This window comes from Bradyrhizobium sp. CCBAU 11430, assembly GCF_028128855.1.
In the GTDB taxonomy this organism is placed as follows: domain Bacteria; phylum Pseudomonadota; class Alphaproteobacteria; order Rhizobiales; family Xanthobacteraceae; genus Bradyrhizobium; species Bradyrhizobium ottawaense.
Genome location: NZ_LBJV01000073.1, coordinates 275,458 through 299,066 on the forward strand (window position 1 = coordinate 275,458; position 23,609 = coordinate 299,066).

General features: G+C 64.7%; 22 protein-coding genes, 1 tRNA gene and 1 pseudogene. 17 read left to right on the forward strand and 7 right to left on the reverse strand.

Translation table 11 applies throughout. The features are described 5' to 3' along the window. Positions 1-331: 331 nt before the first annotated feature. From XI04_RS36180 to XI04_RS36220, 9 genes and pseudogenes are all read left to right on the forward strand, one after another. Positions 332-1,348, forward strand: a complete 1,017-nt coding sequence (locus XI04_RS36180) for a hypothetical protein (RefSeq protein WP_085971852.1) — start codon at positions 332-334, stop codon at positions 1,346-1,348. A gap of 1,036 nt (positions 1,349-2,384) precedes the next feature. Next, positions 2,385-3,542 carry a thiolase domain-containing protein gene (locus XI04_RS36185; RefSeq protein WP_028140973.1) on the forward strand — a complete coding sequence of 386 codons (1,158 nt, stop codon included), beginning with the start codon at positions 2,385-2,387 and terminating at the stop codon, positions 3,540-3,542. After that, positions 3,542-3,931: a Zn-ribbon domain-containing OB-fold protein gene (locus XI04_RS36190; protein WP_014494555.1), complete on the forward strand. Its 390-nt coding sequence runs from the start codon at positions 3,542-3,544 to the stop codon at positions 3,929-3,931. Before XI04_RS36185 ends, XI04_RS36190 begins: the two co-directional genes overlap by 1 nt. A 208-nt stretch (positions 3,932-4,139) precedes the next feature. Further along, positions 4,140-5,000, forward strand: a complete 861-nt coding sequence (locus XI04_RS36195) for a MaoC family dehydratase (protein ID WP_038950420.1) — start codon at positions 4,140-4,142, stop codon at positions 4,998-5,000. 160 nt (positions 5,001-5,160) lie between these two features. Next, positions 5,161-6,039, forward strand: coding sequence for an SDR family oxidoreductase (locus XI04_RS36200; protein WP_212475352.1), 879 nt, complete (start codon positions 5,161-5,163; stop codon positions 6,037-6,039). A gap of 124 nt (positions 6,040-6,163) precedes the next feature. After that, the gene (locus XI04_RS36205) at positions 6,164-7,117 is read left to right on the forward strand and encodes a dihydrodipicolinate synthase family protein (RefSeq protein ID WP_038973499.1); all 954 of its coding nucleotides are present in this window, start codon (positions 6,164-6,166) and stop codon (positions 7,115-7,117) included. Positions 7,118-7,121: 4 nt separating this feature from the next. Next, complete coding sequence (locus XI04_RS36210; RefSeq protein WP_271623904.1) at positions 7,122-7,937, forward strand: NUDIX hydrolase; 816 nt, start codon at positions 7,122-7,124, stop codon at positions 7,935-7,937. Between the two features lie 80 nt (positions 7,938-8,017). Further along, a complete protein-coding gene (locus XI04_RS36215) occupies positions 8,018-8,932 on the forward strand; it encodes a DMT family transporter (RefSeq protein ID WP_095426242.1) in 915 nt (304 codons plus the stop codon). A 121-nt stretch (positions 8,933-9,053) separates the two neighbouring features. Continuing rightward, a pseudogene (locus XI04_RS36220) lies at positions 9,054-11,740 on the forward strand (PAS domain S-box protein). A 9-nt stretch (positions 11,741-11,749) separates the two neighbouring features. On the opposite strand, the gene XI04_RS36225 reads toward XI04_RS36220, so the two are convergent. Together XI04_RS36225 and XI04_RS36230 are read right to left on the reverse strand one after the other, a co-directional pair. Then, positions 11,750-12,103, reverse strand: coding sequence for a GrlR family regulatory protein (locus XI04_RS36225; protein ID WP_028140966.1), 354 nt, complete (start codon positions 12,101-12,103; stop codon positions 11,750-11,752). Between the two features lie 263 nt (positions 12,104-12,366). Further along, positions 12,367-12,750: a VOC family protein gene (locus XI04_RS36230; RefSeq protein ID WP_028140965.1), complete on the reverse strand. Its 384-nt coding sequence runs from the start codon at positions 12,748-12,750 to the stop codon at positions 12,367-12,369. 179 nt (positions 12,751-12,929) lie between these two features. On the opposite strand from XI04_RS36230, the gene XI04_RS36235 reads away from it, so the two are divergent. From XI04_RS36235 to XI04_RS36245, 3 genes are all read left to right on the forward strand, one after another. Beyond that, entirely contained in the window at positions 12,930-13,514 is a 585-nt protein-coding gene (locus tag XI04_RS36235) for a hypothetical protein (protein WP_271608875.1), read from the forward strand. Between the two features lie 170 nt (positions 13,515-13,684). After that, the gene (locus tag XI04_RS36240) at positions 13,685-14,152 is read left to right on the forward strand and encodes a hypothetical protein (protein WP_095426244.1); all 468 of its coding nucleotides are present in this window, start codon (positions 13,685-13,687) and stop codon (positions 14,150-14,152) included. Between the two features lie 155 nt (positions 14,153-14,307). Next, a tRNA-Arg gene (locus tag XI04_RS36245) sits at positions 14,308-14,384 on the forward strand. 75 nt (positions 14,385-14,459) lie between these two features. Here XI04_RS36245 and XI04_RS36250 read toward each other — a convergent pair. Together XI04_RS36250 and XI04_RS36255 are read right to left on the reverse strand one after the other, a co-directional pair. Continuing rightward, positions 14,460-15,425 (reverse strand): AraC family transcriptional regulator, encoded by a 966-nt coding sequence (locus XI04_RS36250; protein ID WP_161966422.1) that lies wholly within the window; start codon positions 15,423-15,425, stop codon positions 14,460-14,462. Between the two features lie 451 nt (positions 15,426-15,876). Beyond that, positions 15,877-16,167, reverse strand: a complete 291-nt coding sequence (locus XI04_RS36255) for a hypothetical protein (protein ID WP_038950354.1) — start codon at positions 16,165-16,167, stop codon at positions 15,877-15,879. A gap of 311 nt (positions 16,168-16,478) precedes the next feature. Here XI04_RS36255 and XI04_RS36260 point away from each other — a divergent pair, with 311 nt between their 5' ends. Further along, the gene (locus tag XI04_RS36260) at positions 16,479-16,940 is read left to right on the forward strand and encodes a host attachment protein (protein WP_028140960.1); all 462 of its coding nucleotides are present in this window, start codon (positions 16,479-16,481) and stop codon (positions 16,938-16,940) included. Positions 16,941-16,970: 30 nt separating this feature from the next. Here XI04_RS36260 and XI04_RS36265 read toward each other — a convergent pair whose 3' ends face one another. Then, complete coding sequence (locus XI04_RS36265) at positions 16,971-17,234, reverse strand: hypothetical protein (protein WP_028140959.1); 264 nt, start codon at positions 17,232-17,234, stop codon at positions 16,971-16,973. Positions 17,235-17,536: 302 nt separating this feature from the next. Between XI04_RS36265 and XI04_RS36270 the strand changes: the two genes are divergently transcribed. From XI04_RS36270 to XI04_RS36280, 3 genes are all read left to right on the forward strand, one after another. Next, positions 17,537-17,983: a hypothetical protein gene (locus XI04_RS36270; protein WP_028140958.1), complete on the forward strand. Its 447-nt coding sequence runs from the start codon at positions 17,537-17,539 to the stop codon at positions 17,981-17,983. 97 nt (positions 17,984-18,080) lie between these two features. Beyond that, positions 18,081-18,953: a DMT family transporter gene (locus XI04_RS36275; RefSeq protein WP_095426247.1), complete on the forward strand. Its 873-nt coding sequence runs from the start codon at positions 18,081-18,083 to the stop codon at positions 18,951-18,953. A gap of 96 nt (positions 18,954-19,049) precedes the next feature. Then, positions 19,050-19,796, forward strand: coding sequence for a hypothetical protein (locus tag XI04_RS36280; protein WP_028140956.1), 747 nt, complete (start codon positions 19,050-19,052; stop codon positions 19,794-19,796). A gap of 56 nt (positions 19,797-19,852) precedes the next feature. Here the strand turns inward: XI04_RS36280 and XI04_RS36285 are convergent, their stop codons facing one another. Beyond that, positions 19,853-20,182 carry a histone gene (locus tag XI04_RS36285; protein ID WP_095426249.1) on the reverse strand — a complete coding sequence of 110 codons (330 nt, stop codon included), beginning with the start codon at positions 20,180-20,182 and terminating at the stop codon, positions 19,853-19,855. Positions 20,183-20,248: 66 nt separating this feature from the next. Further along, positions 20,249-21,703, reverse strand: a complete 1,455-nt coding sequence (locus XI04_RS36290) for a cryptochrome/photolyase family protein (protein ID WP_271608874.1) — start codon at positions 21,701-21,703, stop codon at positions 20,249-20,251. Positions 21,704-21,806: 103 nt separating this feature from the next. Here XI04_RS36290 and XI04_RS36295 point away from each other — a divergent pair, with 103 nt between their 5' ends. Beyond that, positions 21,807-23,537: a methyl-accepting chemotaxis protein gene (locus XI04_RS36295; protein ID WP_271623905.1), complete on the forward strand. Its 1,731-nt coding sequence runs from the start codon at positions 21,807-21,809 to the stop codon at positions 23,535-23,537. Positions 23,538-23,609: the final 72 nt, after the last annotated feature.

The window sequence follows — 23,609 nt, forward strand, 5'->3', positions numbered from 1 at the left end:
GAAGCGTAATCCGCCACGTCCGTTGCCGTGGAGATCAATACGGCGGATTAGGCCTTCGGCTAATCCGCCCTACGGCACTCCTTCCAGGAATAAGGCGCTCTCGTAGGGTGGGCAAAGGCGCAAAGCGCCGTGCCCACCATCTCGCCACGACTGCACCAGAAGACGTGGGCACGCTTCCGCCGTCGCCCTTCGAGCTACAGCGGACAAGTCGCTTTTTCCCTACGGACTAAATTCATCCGTTTGACAAGAGTTGTGGCCGCGCGATATCAGCAACTTGCGATAGTGAAGCGCGCCGGGCGATGCGGCCGTGCGCTATGCGGGGCGATGATCGATGTCATTGCGCACTGTGTTGATTCTGTTTCTGGCCGTCGGTGTGTTGGCGGCGTTGGGGATGTTCTGGAATCAGCATGCCATCGAACGCGTCATGCGCGATGGCTATGGCACCACCGGAAAGATCATTTCGGCCAAAGTCGTCTCGCCGCGGTTTCCGTTCGTGTTTGACGGCGGCTGGCCGCGCTATGTCGACGAAAGTCTGTCGATCGGATTGCAGTGGACCGGCAGGGATGGCGTCCAGCGCGAGCGCACGGGCATAGCGGTCAGTGCTGCCTATGCGGCGCGGATCATGGTTGGCAATCAGCTCAAGCTCCTGACGATCCCAATCCAGGCCGTTGACGACGATTCATCGCTTCCGGTCATTGTCGAAGATCTCGACGACCATCTGAGCCATATCCGGTCCACGTCCAGGTTCATGGCGGCGGGAGCGGGCGTTTGCGCCGTGCTCGTGATGCTCGTGATCGGATGGCAGGCATGGTCGGCGCGTCGAGGCGGGCCGGGGAGTGCGACGATCGCCGCCGGAGCAAGGCGTCCCTTTCCTTACATCCTCGGGACCCTGACTGCTGTGATGCTTCCGTTCGGCGGCTACATGCTGGTGAACTCCTACATTGAGCAAAGCACGTTGAATGAGATCCTCGCCCATGGCGATGAAGCTACCGCCGATGTTACCCGCGCCTACGGTGAGGTGAACAAGGCCGGTGAGGCCCCGAGCTATCTCGTGACGCTGGCGTGGACCGACAAGAGCGGACGACAGCAGGCCTACGGACCGACCCATATCAGCCCGGCCTTCTGGCGGCAGATCACGCGCAACGGCGTCCAGACCGTCAGACAGATCAGGATCCGCTATCTCACGGGCAGACCTGATGCGCGGCCCCTGATCGTCGACGACGCGGCCGAGCGCCAACACCAGGACAGTTTTGGCGTGAAGGGAGGCGCTGTTCTTCTCGTCCTCGGCCTGATGTTCGCCGGGCTGACCGCGTTCCGTTATCGCGCGCGCCCGAGCACCGCCTCGTAGCGAAGAGTCTGTCTTTCACCCCTCGTATCGGACGAGCGAGCAATGTTCACAGCTCGCTGCGGAGGCATCCGCTGAGGCCCGTGCCGCACAGCCCGACCTGACGGAAGGCAACTGGTTGGGACGGCGCAAGGTCCCGTAGGGTGGGCAAAGGCGCGAAGCGCCGTGCCCACGACCTCGCCATGATTGCGCAAAGGACGTGGGCACGCTTCGCTTTGCCCACCCTGCGACACCACCCCTTGTGTTACCGCCGGGCGAAACATCCAAGAGACGAGTCAATCCCCGCGCGCAAAAACATTCCACTTTACCGAAATTCGGAATTGTCGTATCGGTCCGCCACCTCATCCCTCAAGAGGGGCGTATCGCGATCGTCACGAAACGCGGGGTGAGTGGCGGTGGACGCGGGCTGCGTCGCGCGGGCGATTGTCTCGTGCACGACGGGCGCGGTCTCGCGTACGGCAAAATCGTGTGGTCCTGACGCCCGCAGGCTGGCGTCAAGTCTTGCGCTTCGCTCGCAAGGCGACGGGGGCAATAGTGCATCGCTCCCCGGGGAGAGCGCGACATAAGCCGTAAAGCCACTGCGCAGGGAAGGCCGGATGTTTGGCCGCACCTGTATGCCGCTGTGCATCTGTTCTTCGCGCAATCGCGCACAGCGGACCGTGGGTGCCCAGCCGGCACCCGGTCTTCCCTGCGCCCTCTGTTCAAGGAGGGAGCGAGACGGAAGCAAAGCTCGGGCGAAACATGCCGCGAGGATGCGGGGGCGTGTCTGCAGGACAAGGTCTCGTGCCCCGGACGCTGCGCAGCACGAAGTGATGCGCTGCTGAGCCGGGGCCCATCTCGCAACGAAAACGCGGCCGCATGGGTCCCGGCTCTGCGCAGCAACGCTGAAGCGTTGCAGCGCGTCCGGGACACCAGAACAGACCCCACTTGCGCCAGTCCGCGGCCCTCTCGCGGGGCGGAATATTTCCGCGCTTGCCAATCTGCCCAGTGCGGTTCAGAAAAACGGGGCAAATAAGAAAAGCCAGCGGAGACCTGAAGTTTGACCATCAAGGGCAAGGCCTACATTGCCGGGATCTACGAACACCCGACCCGGCATGCGCCGGACAAATCCACCGCCCAGCTCCATGCCGAGGTCGCCAAGGGCGCGATCGAGGATGCCGGGATCAGCAAGGACGACGTCGACGGCTATTTCTGCGCGGGCGATGCTCCGGGCGGCGCCTGGCCGATGGTCGATTATCTCGGCCTCAACACCAAAAAGCTCCGCCACGTCGATTCCACCGAGACCGGCGGCTGTTCCTACATCATCCATCTCGGCCACGCCGCTGAGGCGATCGCGGCAGGCAAGTGCTCGATCGCGCTGATCACGCTCGCCGGCAAGCCGCGTACCGGCGCGATGCCGCCGCGTGCGGCCGGCGCCGAGGTCGATTTCGAATCCGCTTACGGCGCGACCACGCACAATGCCTACGGCATGTGTGCCATGCGCCATATGCACGACTATGGCACCACCTCGGAGCAACTGGCCTGGATCAAGGTCGCAGCCTCCCATCACGCGCAATACAATCCGCATGCGATGCTCAAGGACGTCGTCACCGTCGAGGACGTCCTGAACTCGCCGATGATCTCCGATCCCCTGCATCGCATGGATTGCTGTGTCGTCTCCGACGGCGGCGGCGCGCTGATCGTGACGACGCCGGAGATTGCCAAGAGCCTGAAGAAGCCGCTGGTCAAGCTGATCGGCCATGGCGAAGCCATGAAGGGCCCGCGCGGCGGCAAGGATCTCGATCTCACGTACTCCGCCGGCATCTGGTCCGGCCCGCGCGCGTTCGAGGAAGCCGGCATCACGCCGAAGGACATCAAATACGCCTCGATCTATGACAGCTTCACCATCACGGTGCTGATGCAGCTCGAGGATCTCGGGTTCTGCAAGAAGGGCGAGGGCGGCAAGTTCGTCGCCGACGGCAATCTGATCTCGGGCGTCGGCAAGCTGCCGTTCAACACCGATGGCGGCGGCCTCTGCAGCAACCATCCCGTCAACCGCGGCGGCATGACCAAGATCATCGAGGCCGTCAGGCAGCTGCGCGGCGAGGCGCATCCGAAGGTGCAGGTCAGGAATTGCGATCTCGCCATTGCCCACGGCACCGGCGGCCTCCTGGGCGTCCGCCACGCCGCCTCGACGGCCATTCTGGAGCGCGTGTGATGGTAGATGCAAAGAAATATCCGGCTCCGGTGACGAACCCCGAGACCGCAGCGTTCTGGGACGCAGCCAAGCAAGGCAAGTTCATGATCAAGCGCTGCACGGCGTGCGGCGAAGCGCATTACTTCCCGCGCTCGATCTGCCCGTTCTGCTACTCCGACAAGACGGTGTGGGAGGAAGCGTCGGGCGAGGGCACGATCTACACCTGGAGCCTGATGCGGAAATCGCCGACCGGGCCCTATGCCATCGGCTACGTCACGCTGAAGGAGGGGCCGTCGGTGCAGACCAATTTCGTCGACTGCGATCTCGAGAAGCTGAAGATCGGTCAGAAGGTGAAGGTGGTGTTCAAGCCGACCGACGGCGCACCGCTGCCGTTCTTCACACCGGCCTGATTGCTTTCTTCCCTTCTCCCCTTGTGGGAGAAGGTGGCGCAAAGCGCCGGATGAGGGGTTCTCTTCCCAGAGAGACTTTTGCCGAGGAGCCAACCCCTCACCCAAATGAGTTTGTCGCACGGCTCTCGCGGCCCTCTTCCACAAGGGGAGAGGGCACATTAACGAGCGCCGTTGCTCGCTGAGAGAAATGCCGGAGGAAACCAAAAAAATGTCCGCCAGATACGAAGAGCTCAAAGGCCTGAAAAACCTCGGCCAGAAATACGCCTACACCGACCGCGAGGTGATGCTCTACGCCTATGGCATCGGCCTCGGCGCCGATCCCATGGACGAGAAGGAGCTCGCCTTCGTCAATGAGGGCACGCTGACGCCGCGGCCGCTGAAGGTGGTACCGACGTTTGCGTCCGTCGCAGCCTGGGGCGCGGGCCCGGGCGAGATGAACCTCAACCGCGTCATGGTCGTCGACGGTGAGCGCGACATCACCTTCCACCAGCCGCTGCCGGTGGCCGCGCACATCACGGCCGACTCCTCCGTCGTTGAGGTCTACGACAAGGGCAAGGACAAGGGCGTCGTCATCGCGCACCAGACGGTGCTCAAGAACGAGAAGGGCGAGAAGCTCGCGACACTCGTCGCTTCGCGCTTTGCCCGCGGCGACGGCGGCTTCGGCGGGCCGAGCCTGACCCAGCCAGATCCGCACAAGATCCCCTCGCGCACGCCCGACAAGACCATCGACATCACCACGCGTCCCGACCAGGCGCTGGTCTATCGCCTCTGCGGCGACCGCAATCCGTTGCACAGCGATCCCGAGTTCGCCAAGAAGGCCGGCTTCCCGCGTCCGATCCTGCACGGCATGTGCACCTACGGCATCACCTGCCGCGGCGTGCTTCAGACCTACGCCGATTACGACGCAAGCGCATTCCGCCAGCACGTCGCGCGGTTCTCCTCGCCGGTCTATCCCGGCGAGACCGTGACCATGGACCTCTGGAGGGACGGCAACACGATCTCGTTCGAAGCGAAGGTGAAGTCGCGCGGCGTCACCGTGATCAAGAACGGCAAGACGGTCTTAGGTTAGGGCAGTCTCGTGCCCCGGACGCAGCGCAGCACGCAGTGATGCGCTGCAGAGCCGGGGCCCAGAGGCGGTAGCAAAGAGCTGGGTCCCGGCTCTGCGAAGCAGCGTTTCACGCTGCATCGCGTCCGGGACGCGAAACAATAAGAGCAAGGGAGAGGCCACCATGGGACTACTCGACGGCAAGGTCGCGCTGATCACCGGCGCTGGCGGCGGGCTCGGTGAGGCCTACGCGAAGCTGTTTGCGCGGGAGGGGGCCTCGGTCGTCGTCAATGACCTCGGCGGTCCCCGTGACGGCTCCGGCGTCGACAAGTCGATGGCGCAACTCGTGGTGGACGCGATCACGGCCGAGGGCGGCAAGGCGGTCGCCAACGGCGCCGATATCTCCACCATGGAGGGCGGCCAGTCGGTGTTCGACGACGCCATCAAGCATTTCGGCCGCGCCGACATCCTCGTCAACAATGCCGGCATTTTGCGCGACCAGACCTTCGCAAAGGCCAGCGAATCCGACTGGGACAAGGTCATCAAGGTGCATCTGAAGGGCACCTTTTGTTGCACCATGCCGGTGTTTCGCTGGATGCGGGAAAATGGCGGCGGTGTCATCGTCAACACCTCCTCGACATCAGGGCTGATCGGCAATTTCGGCCAGACCAATTACGGCGCGGCCAAGGGCGGCATCTGGGGCCTGTCCAACGTGCTGGCGATCGAGGGCCGCAAATACAACATCCGGATCTGGACGCTGGCCCCGGGCGCCCTGACCCGCATGACCGCAGACCTGCCCCGCTATAAGGAGAACCCCTCGGCGGCGCTGGGGCCGGACGGCATCGCGCCGGCCGTGCTATACATGGTCAGCGACTTGTCGGGCGACCAGACCGGCAAGGTGCTGGGCGTGTCCGGGCCCCGCGGCGTGCGCGAGATGCGGATGATGGAAATGGAAGGCTGGAAACCGCCGCACACGGGCTGGAAGGCCCAGGACATCGCCGATCACGCCAAGGAGATCTTCTTCTCCGAGGAGCAGATCAAGATGGGCGCGCGGAGGTTCTAGAAGGCCGTCATCCCGGGGCACGCGAAGCGTGAGCCCGGGATCCATACTCCGGATCGTGGTTATGGATTCCGGGCTCGCGACTGCGTCGCGCCCCGGAATGACAACAGAGAGAGACGAGGACTAGATGAAACTGACCGCCGACGCCAAGGGCACTTTCGCAATTGCGCCGACGCCGTTCCACGACGACGGCCGGATCGACGAGCGCTCGATCGATCGCCTGACCGATTTCTACGAGGAGGTCGGCTGCGACGGCGTCACGGTGCTGGGCATCCTCGGTGAGGCGCCGAAGCTCGATGCCGCCGAGGCCGAGCAGGTGGCGGTGCGCTTCGTCAAGCGTGCCAGGAAGATGCAGGTGATCGTCGGCGTCTCCGCGCCCGGCTTTGCCACCATGCGCTCGCTGGCCAAGGCCTCGATGGACGCCGGCGCGGCCGGCGTCATGATCGCGCCGCCGCCGAGCCTGCGTACCGACGACCAGATCGTCGGCTATTTCAAGCAGGCGGCCGAGGCGATCGGGCCGGATGTGCCCTGGGTGCTCCAGGATTATCCGCTGACCCTGTCGGTGGTGTTCACCCCCGCCGTGATCCGCAAGATCGTCATGGACAATCCGAACTGCGTGATGCTCAAGCACGAGGACTGGCCGGGACTGGAGAAGATCACGACCCTGCGCGGCTTCCAGAAGGACGGCTCGCTCCGTCCGCTCTCGATCCTCTGCGGCAATGGCGGCACGTTCCTGGACTTCGAGATGGAGCGCGGTGCCGACGGCGCCATGACCGGCTACGCCTTCCCGGAGCTTCTGATCGACGTCGTGAACCTCTCCAAGGCCGGCAAGCGCGATGCCGCGCATGATCTGTTCGACGCGCATCTGCCGCTGATCCGCTACGAGCAGCAGCCCGGCGTCGGCCTGACCATCCGCAAATACGTGCTGCAGAAGCGCGGCATCATCGCCTCCAGCGCCCAGCGCAAGCCCGGCGCGACCATCACGGCGACGGCGAAGGCGGAGGTCGAATACCTGCTGTCGCGCGTCGCCCGCGTCGACAAGCGCGCCAATCTCGGCCCGCAATCCAGCGCGGCAGGTTAGTTGGATGGCCGAAACATCAGCATCACGCCCGGCGTCGACGATCCTCCTGCTGCGCGACGGCCCCACGGTCGACGGCAAGAGCCGCGACGAAATCGAGGTCTTCATGATGGTCCGCCATCATCAGATCGTGTTCAACTCGGGCGCGCTGGTGTTTCCCGGCGGCAGCGTCGATGCCGGCGACAACGAGATCGTCGCGCGCTCCGACCTGTATTCGGGCGGTGAAGGCCTCAGCGAGGCGGATCGCGGTTTTCGCATCGCGGCGATCCGCGAGACCTTCGAAGAGAGCGGCATCCTGCTGGCGCGGTCAAAGGGGACGAGCGCGCCTGTCGATGCCAGGCGTGCCGGCGAGATCGCCGACAAGCACCGCGTCGCGCTCAACGAGCACAAGATCAGCTTTCTGAACATTCTCGCCGACAACGGGCTCCAGCTCGCACTCGACACGCTCGTGCCTTACGCGCACTGGATCACGCCGGAGGGCATGCCCAAGCGCTTCGACACATGGTTCTTCCTTGCCGCGGCGCCACCCGACCAGCTCGGCGCCCATGACGGAAGGGAGTCGACCGATTCGATCTGGGTCTCACCGCGCGAGGCGGTGGAGGGCGGCGAGAGTGGCCGCTTCAAGCTGCCGTTTCCGACCACGCGCAATCTGATCCGGCTGGCGAAGCAGCGCAGCGTGAAAGACGCGCTCGACCATGCCAAGGGCATGTCGATCGTCACGGTGATGCCCGTGATGACCAAGACCGAAACCGGCCGCCAGCTCCGTATCCCCCGCGAAGCCGGCTATGACGGTGAGGTGTTCGAGGTCGGGGCGGTGGGCTAATACACTTCGACACGTAACGAACTATCTGCGACCGCAGACGCGCTAGGTTCCGTCCCTGACAACGGGACGGAGCGCGCGGAATGGACAGCCGGCAGGACACCAACATCGCCGTCGAGCTGGCGCTCCTGGTCGCGCTCGCGACGCTCTGGGGCGGCTCCTACACCTTCATCAAGCTCGGCGTCGCCACCATTCCCCCAATTACCTTGATCGCGGCGCGGACCACGATCGCGGGCCTCCTGCTGCTCGTCGTGATGTGGGCGCGCGGCATCAGGATGCCGATGGACGCAGCGGCTTGGCAGCGCTTCGCCTTCCAGGCCGTGCTCAACAGCGTCATTCCCTGGACGCTGATCGCCTGGGGCGAGCGCCATGTCGATGCCGCGCTCGCCACCATCCTCAACTCGGCCGGACCGATCTTCACCTTCCTGCTCACGGCGGTCGTCACCCGCCACGAGGCGACAAGCCCGCGAAAGCTGTTCGGCGTGATCGCGGGCATGGCCGGCATCCTGCTGATCGTCGGCGTCGATGCCTTCCACGACATCGGCAGCGGTCTCCTCGCGGAGGCGGCCATCGTCGCCGCCACCATCTGCTACGCCTGCGCCGCGATCTTCGGCCGCAGCTTCAAGGGCCTCGACCCCATGGCACCCGCTGCCGGCTCGCTGCTGGCGGGGGCGGCGGTCCTGATCCCGGCCTCGCTCGTGGTCGAGCAGCCCTGGACGCTGTCGCCGTCGCCGAGCTCGGTGCTGGCACTGCTCGCGCTCGCCGTGTTCTCGACGGCCGCGGCGTTTGCGATCTATTTCCGCCTGATCCAGACCCTGGGCTCGGTCGGCACCACCGCGCAGGCCTATCTGCGGGTGCCGATCGGGGTCGCCATCAGCGTCGCCTTCCTCGGTGAGAGCCTGAGCCAGACCGCCTGGATCGGGCTTGCCTGCGTCGTCCTCGGCGTCGCCGCCATGACGATCCCGGCCCGGCGGCAGGCAAGCGTCAAACCGTCATAGATCGGGCAAGGGGGCTTCGACGCCCCCAATATTAAGGATAATCGGCGGCCCGAGGCATGTTTCCCCGGGGCCGCAATACGTCGTATATTGGGCCTCCAATATCCCGGTCCCTCAAAGCCCAATGTCCGCCGAATTGACGCCGACCCCTGAGAAAAAGCGAACATTCTCGCTCTCCATCGGCCAGCTCACTTTCGGCAGCTTCCTGTTGGTGCTGGCGGTGATCATCGTCACGTCGACCGCGAGCGTGATCGCGATCCGGCACATCGACACCACCTTCGCCGAGCTGCAGCGGCTCCAGAGCGTCGGTGACCTCGCCGAGGACATCGATCGCCGCATGAACGAGTTGCGGCTTGCCGCGCGCGACTTCGTCACCGATCCCGGCGCCGGCATCCAGTTCAAGCAGGTCGGCGAGGCGGCCTCGACGCTCAGCGACATCCTGAAGAAGACCCGCATCGAGCTCGCGCCCGAGCAGCAGGACATGATCGACGGGGTCACCGAGCGGCTCGCGACTTATCGCAACGGCCTCGAGCGGATATCGACCCTGATCGATCGCCGCGCCCAGCTGCTCGCCGGCCTGCCGCCGCTGCGCGAACAGTTCGATGTGGCTGTCTCCGGTGCGGCCGACCGTGATCTGGCATCGCGCCTGTCGGAGGCGCAGAGCCGGATCGCGCTCGGGCTGCTCGCGCGCAACCCGTCCGCGGCCGAGCAGGCCGCGCAGAACATGCGGGCCCTGAACATTGTCGATGCCCGGCTGAAATCGGCGGTGAACGATTATGCCGAGGCCATCATGGCCGTGGCCGTTCGCGAGCGGCAGATCGCCGACATCGACCGCGAGGTGCTGGGAACCGAGGGCCGGCTGATCGGTCGCGTCACCGAATTGCTGCGCGAGGTCAGCGACCGGCGCGGCCACGTGCTGTCGCGCGACTTCGCCCGGACGCTGACGGAAGCGCGATGGCAGAGCATCGTGCTTGGCACCATCGGCGTGCTGATCGGCATCGGCGCTGCCTTGTTCGTGGTGCGCAGGACGGTGCGTCCGCTCGCCCAGATCGCCCGCTCCATCCGCGCGCTTGCGGCGGGCCGGAAGGACACCTCGATCCCGTCGGCCGACCTCGACAACGAGATCGGCGACATCGCGCGTGCAGCCGAAGTGTTCCGCCGCGCGCTGGAGGAGGCCGACACGGCGCGCGAGGCAGCGGTGCGCGCGCTCACCGAGCAGCGCCTCGCCGAAGAGAGCTACCGAAAGCTGTTCGAGGGCTCGGTCGACGGCATCTATGTGACGACGCCGGCCGGCGATCTGCTCAACGCCAATCCGGCGCTGGCGCGGATGATGGGCTATGACAGCCCGCAGCACCTCATCGACAGCATCAACGACATCGCCCACACCATCTACGTCCATCCCGAGGCACGCGTCGAATACCAGCGGCTGATGGCGCGCGACGGCATGGTGCGCGAGTTCGAGTACCAGGTGCGCCAGCGCAGCGGCGACATCCTGTGGCTCTCGGACAGCGCCACCGGCGTGCGGGACGAAGCGGGCAACATCGTCCGCTACGAGGGCACGCTGCGCGACATCACCGACCAGAAGCGGCGGAAGACGCCATCGCCGAAGGCCGGCGCCTGCTCCAGCAGGTCATCGACACCGTGCCGGCGGTGATCAACGTCAAGGACCGCGACCTGCGCTATGTGCTGATGAACCGCTATATGGCCGGCATCTTCGGCATCGAACCCGGCGACGCGCTCGGCCGCACCACGGCCGACCTGATGTCGCGCTACGGCGCGGCCAAGACCGACGAGAACGACAAGCGCGTGCTCAGCATCCGCAAGGGGCTCGGCTTCTATGAGGAGGAGTACAAGGACTCCGCCGGCAACATGCGGCAATGGCTGGTCAACAAGCTGCCGCTGCTCGATGCCGAGGGCGAGATCGAGCGGATCGTCACCGTCGCGCTCGACATCGGCGAGCGCAAGCGCGGTGAGCAGGAGATGCGCAAGGCCAAGGAGTCCGCCGAGACCGCGCTGCGCAATCTGCGCGAGACCCAGGCCTCGCTGATCGAGGCCGAGAAGCTCGCCGCGCTCGGACGCCTCGTCGCCGGCGTCGCCCACGAGGTCAACAATCCCGTCGGCATCAGCCTCACGGTCGCCTCCGCGCTGGAGCGCAAGACCGCGATGTTCACCTCCGAGGTCGAGCGCGGCGAGCTGCGCCGCTCCACGCTCAACGACTTCCTCAACACCAGCCGCGATGCATCCTCGCAGCTCGTCTCCAATCTCAATCGCGCCGCCGAGCTGATCCAGTCGTTCAAGCAGGTCGCCGCCGACCGCAACTATTCGGATCAGCGCAGCTTCGATCTCGGCGACCTCACCGAGCAGGTGGTGATGAGTTTGAGGCCGGGCCTGCGCAAGCACAATCTGACGCTCAATGTCGAGTGCCAGCCCGATCTCACCATGAATAGCTATCCGGGCCCGTACGGCCAGGTGCTGACCAATCTGTTTCTCAATTCGGTGGCGCACGCCTTCCCGGACGGCCGGCCGGGAACCATCGACATCCAGGTCCGCGAGTCCGGCAAGGACAATGTCGAGATCATCTTCTCGGACAATGGTTGCGGCATGTCACTCGACGTCCGACGCCGTGCCTTCGATCCGTTCTTCACGACGCGGCGCGACCAGGGCGGCACCGGTCTTGGATTGCACATCGTCTACAGCATCGTCACCAACCGGCTCGGCGGGCGGCTCGATCTCGATTCCGAACCGGGCAGTGGCACCCGCATCCAGATCATCCTGCCGCGCACGGCGCCGCTGGAGCAGGCTGCGGAATAGCTCGTGCGTCTAGTCGAAGTCGGCGAGCTTGTGCAGCGTCGCGCCAAAAATCTGGCTGGCCTTGCCGACGAGAGCCGTGCCCGTCATCTCCGCGCGCGTGTCCGTGAAGGTGCCGCTGAGGCCGATGCCGACGGGGGCAGGGCCGCCGAACAGAGGATTGTCGTCGCCCCGCGGCGAGGTGTGTCGTTGCACCAGCACTTCGCCTTTGAAGGTGTTGTTGTCCTTCACCACGTAGCTGCCGGTGTAATAGAGGTAGGCATCGCCGCCAAGGATCTTGCCGTCGCGAAAAAGGATCACGCCGCTGCCCTTGCCGGCTCGACCATCGAGCAGGGTCACGTGAATCGAATAGAGACCGTTTTTCATAACGTCCCGCAGGCCGGCCGCCATCGCCCAATGGCGTAACCGGTCCCGCTTTTATGCCAAAGCGCATTCTCTCGCGCAACGCGGCAGTTTGCCGGCCGGCCACGGGAAGTTGCCGCCGCGAGCCGTAGTTGTTCCGGCTTGTGAGTGACGTCGTCATGACGGTCTGATGACGGGGCGAGGCCGGCCGCCTGCGAATCAGGGTTGGCCCGCGAAATGCATGACAAACGTTGCACTGGACGCGGAGTGCTGGAGCTTGCGCCGGATCAGGTATATTTCTTGTCGCGCTCAAGCAGCTCGATGGAGATGCCTTCGGGGCCGCGGATGAAGCAGATGCGCACGCCGGGCCGGATCGTGGTCGGCTCGCGCGTGAACGTGACGCCCTTGGCCTTGATCTCGGCTGCAACGGCATCGATGTCCTTCACCGTCAGGCCAAAATGGTCGAGACCCTGATGCGGGTGCGGAGGCGGCGGGTTGACGGCGTTGTCGCCCTCGAGCGGCGCGATGAAGATCCTGGCGCCGCCCAGATTCACGTCGATCCGTCCCGGCGCGTGCACGATCTCGCCACCGAGGATGTCCCGCAGCCAGGCCGCCGTGGCCTCCGGATCGGGGCTGCGCAGATGGACGTGATCCCAAGTGACGACTGGCATTTCAATTCTCCCAACGGGCCTTCGCGATGTTGCTGCGCATGTTAGCGGCCGTGGGCGGTGATCGCCACCGTCCCTGCCGATTCGCAGCTGCGCGGGAACCTTAGTTCCTCTTCCGGATTAAGGTAAGCAGTGGCCGGTCCGTCGTTGCATGGGCTTTGGCCGCGATCGGTGATGCAACCATGAACGCCAGGCTCGACCGGATCGGATTGGGGCGCTTCGCCGGGACCGGCGAACGAGTGGCGCGGGCCGTGACGATCGCGAGCGTCTCATTTGGCCGCAGCCTTCTGTGGCTGCTGGCGGCCATCATTGTCGGCTGCGGCGTCTGGATGCTGCTGCCTTCGTCCAAGGGCAATAGTGCTGAGCCGTTGAAGGCGGAGCTGGCGGCCGTCGAGCCGGCTCCTCCGAGCGATACGGCCGTAGCGGTGTCGCCGGTCTCGGAAGCCCAAGCACCGGCCAAGTCACCTGCCGTGGCAGAACTCGGTCGTCTCAGGATTTCATCGCAGACCTGGCGCCGCGGCGGCCTTGGCTCGAGAGCCCTGGTGACGTTCACGCTGCGAAACGACAATGACTATGCCGTAAAGGATGTCGAGATCGTCTGCGCCTTTACGCGGCGCGACGGCAGTCATCTCACCAACCGCAGCCGCGTGCTGGCGGATTCGGTCAGCATGAAGAGCCGCAAGACCTTTGCGCATATCCCGGTCGGCTTCATCAACGTGAATGCCGATCAGGCGAAATGCTCGCTTGTTGCAGCACACCGTGCTTAACGGCGGCATGTTCCGGTAGCGGAAAAGTTACCCTCCTTGGTCCTTGCTGGCCCTTGGCGAAAAAACCTCGCATCGCCATTTGAACCGAACGGCTGGGCCAGGAACCAAATAAGAGATCGCCTGTTGAGGCGGAGAGCCCACGCGGGGATGCGGGGGGCGGAGCGCGGCCAATGCCCATCTTTCGGTATTTCGTCTTTGTCGGTGGAGCTTTGCTCGCTCTGCTGTTCGCGGTGAATTTCGCTTTCCCGGCGGCGCCTGTGGCACAAGCCGTTGCGACCGCGAGCAACGATCAGCCCCTGATCCGAATCCGGTCCGATCGGCACCTGCCTGAGCGCGTCGTCCTCGACACCAGTCAGCCGACGATTGCTGCGCCCGCGGTGAAGACCGCCGCGGTTGTGGCTCCCCAGCCGCCCGTGCAGGAGGCCCAGTCGGCGGCCTTGGCCGAGCTGTCAGCCAAGGCGCGGGTGCGCGAGACCTTCGCCCAGTTCACGCCGGCCGCGAAGACCGATACTGCCGCCAAGGCTCCGGTTCAGCCCAAGCGCAAGGTCGCCAGGGCCCATCCGGCGCCGCAGCAGGGACGACCGGTGATGCTGGTTGCCCAGCAGCCGCATTTCGGGCTCTTCAACACGACCTGGTGACAGCCGCCTTCGATCCGTCTCGAAACGAGGCGGGGGCTTTTTATTGGTCGGCCTCTCTGCTAATTCGAACCCATCCGAACCGCCGTCCGATGTGCTGGCTCGTCAGCCGCCGGTCCGGCAAGGCTCGGTTTGTGGTCCGGTACCTCCGGGCCAGGGCGCTCGTAGCTCAGCTGGATAGAGCATCGGATTTCGATTCCGAGGGTCGGGAGTTCGAATCTCTCCGAGCGCGCCACTCCTCCTTGGCGTTCCAGATATGTTCCAGAACGGCGCTGATGCCGCGCACCGTCGCAAGGGCTTGCTGCGTCGGTCAGGCTGGCGGGGTACGGCTGTGCCGGCCGCGTGCCAGCGTGTCGGACGGGGCCTCGTGGAACGTCGCGCGGTAGGCTGCGGCAAATTCACCGAGATGATGGAAGCCCTGCGCGCGCGCACACGTGGCGACGGTGGCGCCGCCGCCCTTGAGCAGACGGGCGCGGGTCGCCCACAGCCGCTTGAGGCGAATGTACTGATGCAGGCTCATGCCACGCACCTTGCTGACTGCGCCGCCGAGGGTGCGGATCGAGACGCCGAACTCACCGGCGAGATCGGCGGTATAGATCGGCACGGTCGGATGGGCTGCGACGTAATCGTCGATCCGCTGCACGAGCTTGATCGAACGCTCGCCTTGGACCGAGGCGCTCCGATCCGACATCGAATCGATCCGAAACAGATCGTCGAGTGCGAGCAGCAGGCCCTCCTGCAGATGGGCCGCCGCCTCGGTGGTCTCGAACAGGAGCGGCTGCATTGACGCGGTTCGCAGGATGTCGAGCAGGAGTTGCCGCGTGTGCAGCAGGGCGGGCCGGTTCGCGACATGAGCCCGCAAACCGTCGGCGTGATCGAACCAGCCCCGGTCTTTGAGCTCGGGGGAGAAGATGATCATTGCATGATGATTGGTCTGGGGCTCGACGAAGTGGCATTCATCGTTGCCGCGGAGCGTCACGAAGAAGCGCGCGTCGAGATCCAGGCCCTTGAAGTTGACCTGGAGGTCGTCGGTCATGGACAGGATCACCATCCCGTCCGGCATCCGATAGGCGGTGTCAAGGATGCGCGCGAACGATCTCATCATGATGATGCGGCATGCCGGCAGGGAGACGACGGCGCGGGCCGCGGCGAAGTTCGGAATGTCGAGCGGAATGCTCCTGGCGTCCTCCATCGTCTCGATCGGCCGAAACGCATCGACGTCGGCAAAGCCGATCAGTTGAAGAGCTGAGGACGGAGCGAGGGCGTCGAACAACATGGTCTGGCCGGCTGCTGAAATGTGACAATCAAATGAACGTCGATACACCGCCATCAATGGCGAAACATCGCGTTTCAGTAAACCGAATTTCAGGCCGTAGTATTGCGGACATCATGCCATGACGTCCGTCCAGATCGATGTGGCCGTCAACGTTCCCGGCTCATCGGCTGGCCGGAGGCGAGGTCGATGAAATGCAGCCGCGTGCAGGCGGGACAGGCGAAGGATGCAAAGCTCCGTCTCTCCTGCCTCAGCTGCTTCTCAAGATCCGTCTGTACGTTCATGCCCGTCTGGGGGCATCGAAAAACGATCAAGTCCGCCATCACCGTAGAATGACGGTGCGTGCCGATTTCATCCTTGATCTAGATCAGTTTTGGAATCGATCCAGGCTGGTGATGACCGCGCAAGGAATGATCTCGCAAAAGCGAAGGGGCCCCGAGGGCCCCTTCAGATGTCACCAGCGGCGATAGCGTGGGCCATAATAGCGTGGACCGTAACCGTAATAGCGCGGCCCATAATACCGGGGGCCGTAATACGGCCGGGGCCCGTAATACCCATAGTAGTTCGGACGCCAGAAGCAGCGCCCCCAGGCGTCGCAGACCATGCGGACCTGCTCGATGCCGGAGGCCTGCGGCGTCGCAGGCGCGGGCGCGATGGGCATGGCAGACGCCGCCGGCGATGTCGCCAAAGCGCCAAACATGGCGCCGAACAGGGCTGCGGCGACGAGGCCGATCTTGAGATTCATGATGTCTTCCTCCGCTGACGCGATCCAGGATATCGAAGTTGTTCTGATCAAATTGTGGCGGAACCGAAATGTAATGCTGATGAACAAATCTTCAGCCGGTCCGCCGCAGGCCTGACCTCGACCCCGCCAGACTATCCCAGGTTCGCGCGAGTGACCAATGCTGCGGCCCGCGCTGCGATGGCCACGCAGGACATCGATGCGGTTCTTGATCCTGCGCAATTCGCCGTCGGGGCTTCGTTCGTAGTCTTGTCGCGTGGGCAGTCCTTCGACCAATTCGGAGAGCCGGCTCACAGGTTGCTTGGAGCTGTGCAATGGACAAGATGAGATTAGACAAGGGCGGCTGGCTGGTCGTGTGCGATGGGCGCAAGGCGCTCATTCTGGAAAACCTCGGCGACGAGATGTTTCCGAACCTTCACACCAGGGAGGTGCACGAGCAGCCCAATCCCATGACCAGCGCGCAAGGGAGCGACGCGCCGGGTCGCCTGCATGCCGCTGCCGGCGGCCTGCGCAGCTCGGCCGAGCAGACCGATTGGCACGATGAGGCCGAGCGCGCCTTCCTGCGCAGCCTTGCCGGCCGGCTCGATGCCGCCGTCAGCTCCGGCGAGACCACGGCCCTGACCATGGTGGCCTCACCGCGCGCGCTCGGGATGATCCGCGCCGATTATTCGGACGTCATGCGCAAGGCGCTGCGGGGCGAGGTCGGCAAGGACCTCGTCAAGCTGCCGGTCTACGAGATCGAGAAGCAATTGCTGCTGTCGGGCGCCGCCAAATAGAGGCGCCCGCAGAGGCCGCGCCAGCGCCCCTCAGTAGCAGGGGTGCCGGCGGCGGTCCTGGCCGACATAGGCGGCCGCGCTCTGGTAGCAATGATTGGTCGACGGGCCGTCGTAAAAGGCGAAGGTACCGGGGGTGATGCCGGGGCCGTAATTGTGCAGATAGCTGATCGGGTAGGGCAGCGGATTGGCGTAATGGCGGTGGTGCCGGTGATGTCCCCGCGCCTCCGCGAGGCCAGGGGCTAGGATTGCGGCCGACAGGGCAGCAACCGCGGCTACAAGCGTCAACTTGCTCATCTCGATTCTCCGGAACCCGCACGAAGTGGTCAGCCATCTATAGCCACTTCGCACCTCCAGGGCACCCGTCCGGCGCCCGGAAATCGGGGCTAATCCCTCAGATTCCCGGGTGGGTGTGACAGAATTGCCCGACATGCGGTCGAAGGCTGCCCATTTTTGGCCTTTTCGGGATGCTTAACGAATTCCCCACACAAGTATGACCAAAGACTATTCGGTTAAGAATCCTGTTGCCGGCCTAGGGGCTCATTTCGCGGGTCCTTCGAAGCCGGTTCATTCCTGAAGGCTTTCGCCGTCACGCCGCCATGCGCATCACGCTTCTGAGCCTGCTGTTGCTCTCCATCGCCGCCGCCACGCCGGCGCGGGCCGAACTGCATATCACCCGCGACCACGGCGGCTATGTCGAGGAATACAAGACCAAGTACAAGCGCGTCCGCGAGAAGGGCGAGCGCGTCATCATCGACGGCATCTGCAACTCGGCCTGCACGCTGGTGCTCGGCATGGTGCCGATGAACAAGATCTGCGTGACGCCGCGGGCAAGCCTCGGCTTCCACCAGGCCTATTACGACAAGGCCTTCACCTTCGGCATCAAGGTCACCAGCTCCGAGGGCACGTCCGACCTGATGTCCTACTACCCCGACAAGGTGAAGGACTGGATCCGCCGCAATGGCGGGCTCACCACCGACATGAAGAAGATCAAGAACGGCGTCGAGCTCTGGAAGATCATCGACCCCTGTCCGGAAGAATGGTGAGCGGCTGAACTGAGCCGCCATCGTCCGTCGCAGCGCAGCATCGTCCGCACGAAATTCGCATTGCCGCATAGCCCCCGGTGGGGCAATGAGGGCGGCAATGAACCATAATCAAGAAGCCCTGACCGCCCGCACCGCGCCGATCCTGTTCGTCCTGCTCTGGAGCACCGGATTCATCGGCACCAAATACGTCGTCAACAATGCCGATCCCTTGACCTATCTCGCCATCCGCATGGCGATCGTGGTCGGCCTGATGGCGATCATCGCGGCGATCGCGCGGCCGAAATGGCCTGACAGCACCGGCATCGCGCACAGCGCGGTCGCCGGCATTCTCGTCCACGGCTTCTATCTCGGCGGCACCGCGATCGCGATCGCGCATTCGATCCCGGCCGGGCTCTCCGCGCTGATCCCGGGCCTGCAGCCGATCCTGACCTCGACCATCGCCAACCGCTGGCTCGGCGAGAAGGTGACGCCGGTGCAATGGGCCGGGCTCGTGCTCGGCCTCGGCGGCGTGGTGATGATCCTGCACAACCGTCCCATGACCGGTGAAGCCGGTCTCGGCTGGCTTGCCTCGGTCGTCTCCCTGATCAGCATCACGCTCGGCACGCTCTATCAGCGCCGCTACTGCAACCAGATCGACTGGCGCTCAGGCAATCTCGTGCAATATGTGTCCGTCACCATCTTCTTCGCGATCGGGGCCTTCCTGTTCGAAGACCGCGTGGTGCACTGGACGCGGGAGTTCGTGATCGCGCTCGGCTGGCTCGCGGTCGCGCTCTCGATCGGATCGATCGGGCTATTGTACTGGCTGATCCGCCACGCTGCGGCGACCTCGGTCGCGAGCCTGTTCTATCTGGTGCCCGCCGTGACCGCGCTGATGGCTTATCTGCTGTTCGGAGAGAAGCTCGACGCGCTGGCGATTGCCGGCATGGGGATGTGTGCGGCCGCCGTGTTCGTCGTCAACAGGCGCTTCTAGGCGGATGGAGCGGGCGACGGGATACATCCCTGACGTGCGCGGCAGGTTCGTGTTAGGCTGAACGCATTTCAGTTTCACATTCATACGGTGATTTCCATGAAGAAGGCGAGGCGCGCGCTGCTCGGCAGATCGTTGAAGCCGGTCCGCATTGCCTGCATCAACTACGCGGAGGAGATGATGAGCGACCGGATGATGGCCAAGCTCACAGCCGCGCTCCAGAAATGCTACGACGAGCATTTCCTCCCCGTCTGGGGCTACCCGGTCGATCTCGACGTCACCCGCAAGCCGAAGCCGACGGACTGGCAGCTCGTCTATTTCGACGACGCCAGCCACAAGAACTTCCTCGGACGGCACGAGCTGACGCATCGGGGACAGCCGATCTCGAAGATATTCCTGAAGGCGCTGGGTGAGGACGATCCCGTCAGCCTGGCGGCGTCGCACGAGCTGTTCGAGATGGTGCTGGATCCCATGGCCAATCTGTGGGCCGACAGGACCCGCCACACCCAATATGCCTACGAGGTCTGCGACGCCGTGGAGGAGGACTCTTTCCTCGTCAACGGCTTCCCGATGTCGAACTTCGTCTATCCGTCCTGGTTCGAGCCCTTCGAGCATCCCCGCGGCACCAAATTCGACCATATGGGATCGCTCAAGGCGCCGTTCTCGATGACCGAGGGTGGCTACGTCATCAAGAAGGTCAACGGCAGGCGGATGATCAAGCAGTTCGGCTCACCGGAAAAGCGGCGGCGCTTCAAGGCCGAGGACCGCCGCGGTCATCGCAGCGAATTCCGTGATCCGAAGGGAGAGCATCACCCGGGCCGGCGCGCATCCAAGCCGCGAGGGTAGGGTATCCCTGGAGCTTTGTCTCCGGGCGCGCACACACCCGGAGACCTGCTCCCTGATCAGCGCTTGGCCTTCCGAGTCTTCTTTTTCGACTTGGTGGTTTTCTTGGCCGCTTTCTTGGCGGCCTTCTTTGCAGTTTTTTTGGTCGCTTTCTTGACCGCTTTCTTGGCCGCTTTCTTCGACGACTTCTTTGCAGCCTTCTTCGAACTCTTCTTCGAGGCTTTCTTGGCCTTCTTCTTGGAAGCCTTCTTCGGCGCTACTTTCTTCGCGACCTTCTTGGCGGCTTTCCTGACCTTCTTGACGGCGATGACCGCCGCGTCCTTGGTCGCTTCCACGGCTGTGGTGATCGTCTCCATCGCCTGTTCGGTGATCGGCTTATCGTCGTCCATATCGTCCCCCGCGGTTTGATTGGCGCGATGACGATAGCGGGTTTCGAAATTGTGTCAAAGCGGCGCTCAACTTCTGCGGATCTTTGCGTAGGCGGCGAGTGCACGCTCGCGCCCTTTGGCATGATCGACGATCGGCTGCGGATAGGTCTTGCCGAGCGTGATGCCCGCGCTCGCAAGCTCGATCGGCGTGGCCTGCCAGGGCCGATGAATCAGCTTGGTTGGCATGTCCTTCAACTCCGGTACCCGGCGCCGAACGTAGGTTCCATCCGGATCGAACTTCTCGCCCTGGAGCTGCGGGTTGAACACGCGGAAATAGGGCGCGGCGTCGGCGCCGCAGCCGGCGACCCATTGCCAGTTGGCGGGATTGCTGCCGGCATCCGCGTCGACCAGCGTGTCCCAGAACCAGGCTTCGCCCTCGCGCCAGTCGATCAAGAGGTGCTTGACCAGGAACGACGCCACCACCATCCGCACCCGGTTGTGCATCACGCCGGTGTGCCAGAGCTCGCGGAGGCCGGCGTCGACGATGGGGTATCCGGTGTGCCCGCGCTGCCAGGCCGCAAGCGCCTTCTTGTCGCCCTTCCAGGGGAAGCCGTCGAAGCTCGTTTGCAGGTTGTCGGTGGCGAGGTCGGGATGGTCGTGGAGCAGGTGACGGCAGAATTCGCGCCAGCCGAGCTCGCTCAGGAACTTTTCGATGCCGGGCCCGAGTACCGGATCTTCGTCCGCGGCAAACCGCGCGGCATGCCAGACTTGGCGCGGGCTGAGCTCGCCGAAGCGCAGATGCGGCGACAGGCTTGAGGTGCCCTCCCGATCCGGCCGGTCGCGGTCGCCGACATAGCGGCGCGCGGTGTGCTTGAGGAAGTCGCGCAGGCGTGTCCGCGCGGAGGCTTCGCCCGGGGTCCATGTCCCGCGCAGGCCGCCCGCCCAATCGGGCCTGGTCGGCTCGAGCTTCCAGCTTTCAAGTCGATCGCTGGCGATCTTTTGACCAGGGCGCAGCTGCTTCGGCGCGGGCAAGGGCTTTGGCGGATCGCCGAGCGACAGCACCCGCCGCCAGAACGGCGTAAATACGCGCAAGCCCCGGCCTTCCTTGTTGCGGATCGCCGAGGGCTGGACGAGGAGGTCGCCGGGGAAGCTTTGCGAGTCGATGCCGAGCTTTGCCAGTGCAGCTTCGAGCTGCCTCTCAACTGCCTGATGCGGCGCCTGCGCAATTCCATTCCAGTGGACGGCGCGGGCACCGCTTTCGCGGGCCAATTCGGCGACGACCTTGGCCGCCGGTCCCCTGCGCAGGACGAGCGATCCGCCGCGCGTGGCAATCTCGGCGCCAAGCGCCCGCAACGACTGCGCCAGCCACCAGCGCGCTGCGCTGCCCGGCGGGCGCCCGGCGGCCTCGTCGAGCACATAGAGGCAGACCACCGGCGCACCGGCTTTCACGGCAGCATGGAGGGCGGGATGGTCGGACAGACGAAGGTCATCGCGAAACCAGACGATGACAGGCGCGCTCGGCGTGGTCAGGGGCGTCCTCATTTACGATTTGGAAACCATGCCGCGCGCGGCGATGTGAACTGTCGTTAATGCGGCCGTAAGCCGACTGCACCATTATGCAGGAATTACGGGGGTTGTTCCATTCATGTCCAAGGTTTCGACCGGGAAGTTCTTGCCGCAGTTCAAGCTCGGCACGAAGGCGGTTCTGTGTGCCGTGCTGCTGATCGGCGTGAATACGGCGCTTGTGGTCGGCGCCGGCTATTGGTCGCTGACATCCGCCTTCAACGATCGCGCCTTGCGCGACATCGAGGTCAATCTGCGCACGCTGGCACTGGCCTTCACGGAGACCGTTCCCGCCGCCAAGATCACGATGAAGGATGGCACGGTGGCGCGCGCCGAGATCCCCAAGATGCCTGACTTCGGGGATCACGCCATCGTCGATCGCGCGGTGTCCTATGTCGGCGGCAATGCGACCCTGTTCGTGTTCGACGATGCGAGCGGGCAGTTCGTGCGCCGCTCCACCAATGTGAAAAAGGAAAACGGCGACCGCGCCGTCGGCACCCAGCTTGCCGCCGATCATCCGGGGCAGGCGCCGCTGCGCCGTGGCGAGGCCTATAAGGGGCCGGCCACGCTGTTCGGCAAATCGTTCATGACGGCCTATTTCCCGATCGCGGATGCGGCCGGCAAGGTCGTCGGCATCCTCTATGTCGGCATCCCCATGATCCAGTACGAGAGCATGCTGGCCCAGGCGATCGAGAGCATGGCGGCGGCCGCGGGCCTCGCCGCGCTTCTGGTGCTGGTCCTGACCCTGCTGGTCGTCCGCCGCATCACCCGGCCGCTCACCTCGGTCACGCACTCGCTCACCGCGCTTGCCAACGGCCAGAGCGACGTCGCGATCGAATGCGAGGATCGCGCCGACGAGATCGGCGAGATCGCCCGCACGGTCGCGGTGTTCAAGAGCAATTCGCTGGAACGGGCGCGCATGCGCAGCGAGCAGGCGGCAGCCACAGCCGCGGCGGCCGAGCAGCGCAAATCCGACCTGCGCAGCTTCGTCGAGGAGTTCCGCGGCAGCGTCGGCGGCATCCTCGACAAGGTGCTGGCCTCGTCAGGCGAGTTCGAGCGTGCGGCGCGGCAGCTGACCGACGTCGCGCGCTCCACCGCAGATCTGTCGGCGCAGTCGGCGGGCGCGTCCGAAAACGCCTCCGAGCACGTGCGTTCGGCGGCGTCGGCCTCGGACGAGCTGTCTCAATCGATCTCCGAGATCACCCGGCGCGTGCAGGAATCCAACCAGATTTCAGCCGAGGCGGTGCAGCAGGCCGAGGCGACCGATCAGCGCATCGCGCAGCTCTCCGAAGCGGGCGCGCGCATCGGCGACGTCGTCAAGCTGATCACCTCGATCGCCGAGCAGACCAACCTGTTGGCGCTGAACGCCACCATCGAGGCCGCGCGTGCGGGCGATGCCGGTCGCGGCTTCGCGGTGGTGGCCCAGGAGGTCAAGACGCTGGCCGGCCAGACCGCCAAGGCGACCGACGAAATCTCGAACCAGATCGCCAGCATGCAGCTTGCGACCGAGGAATCGGTCGTCGCCATCAAGGCGATCGGCCAGACCATCGAGCGCATCAGCGGCATCGCCGGCTCGATCTCGGCTGCGGTCGAGCAGCAGAAAAGCGCGACCCACAACATCGTCGCAAGCGTTCGCGCGGCGGTCTCGGGCACGGCCGACGTCGCCGTCAATGTCCGCCACGCCGCCAAGGGCGCCAGCGAGACCGGCGAGACCTCGAGCCGGATGTTTGCCTCAGCCCAGGCGCTGTCGGGCGAGAGCCTGCATCTGAAAGCCGAGGTCGACGGTTTTCTGGATCGTGTGCGGGCGGCGTAAAGCAGGGCTCGAAATTCACAGCGTCATTCCGGGGCGGCTCGCAGAGCCGAACCCGGAATCTCGAGATTCTCA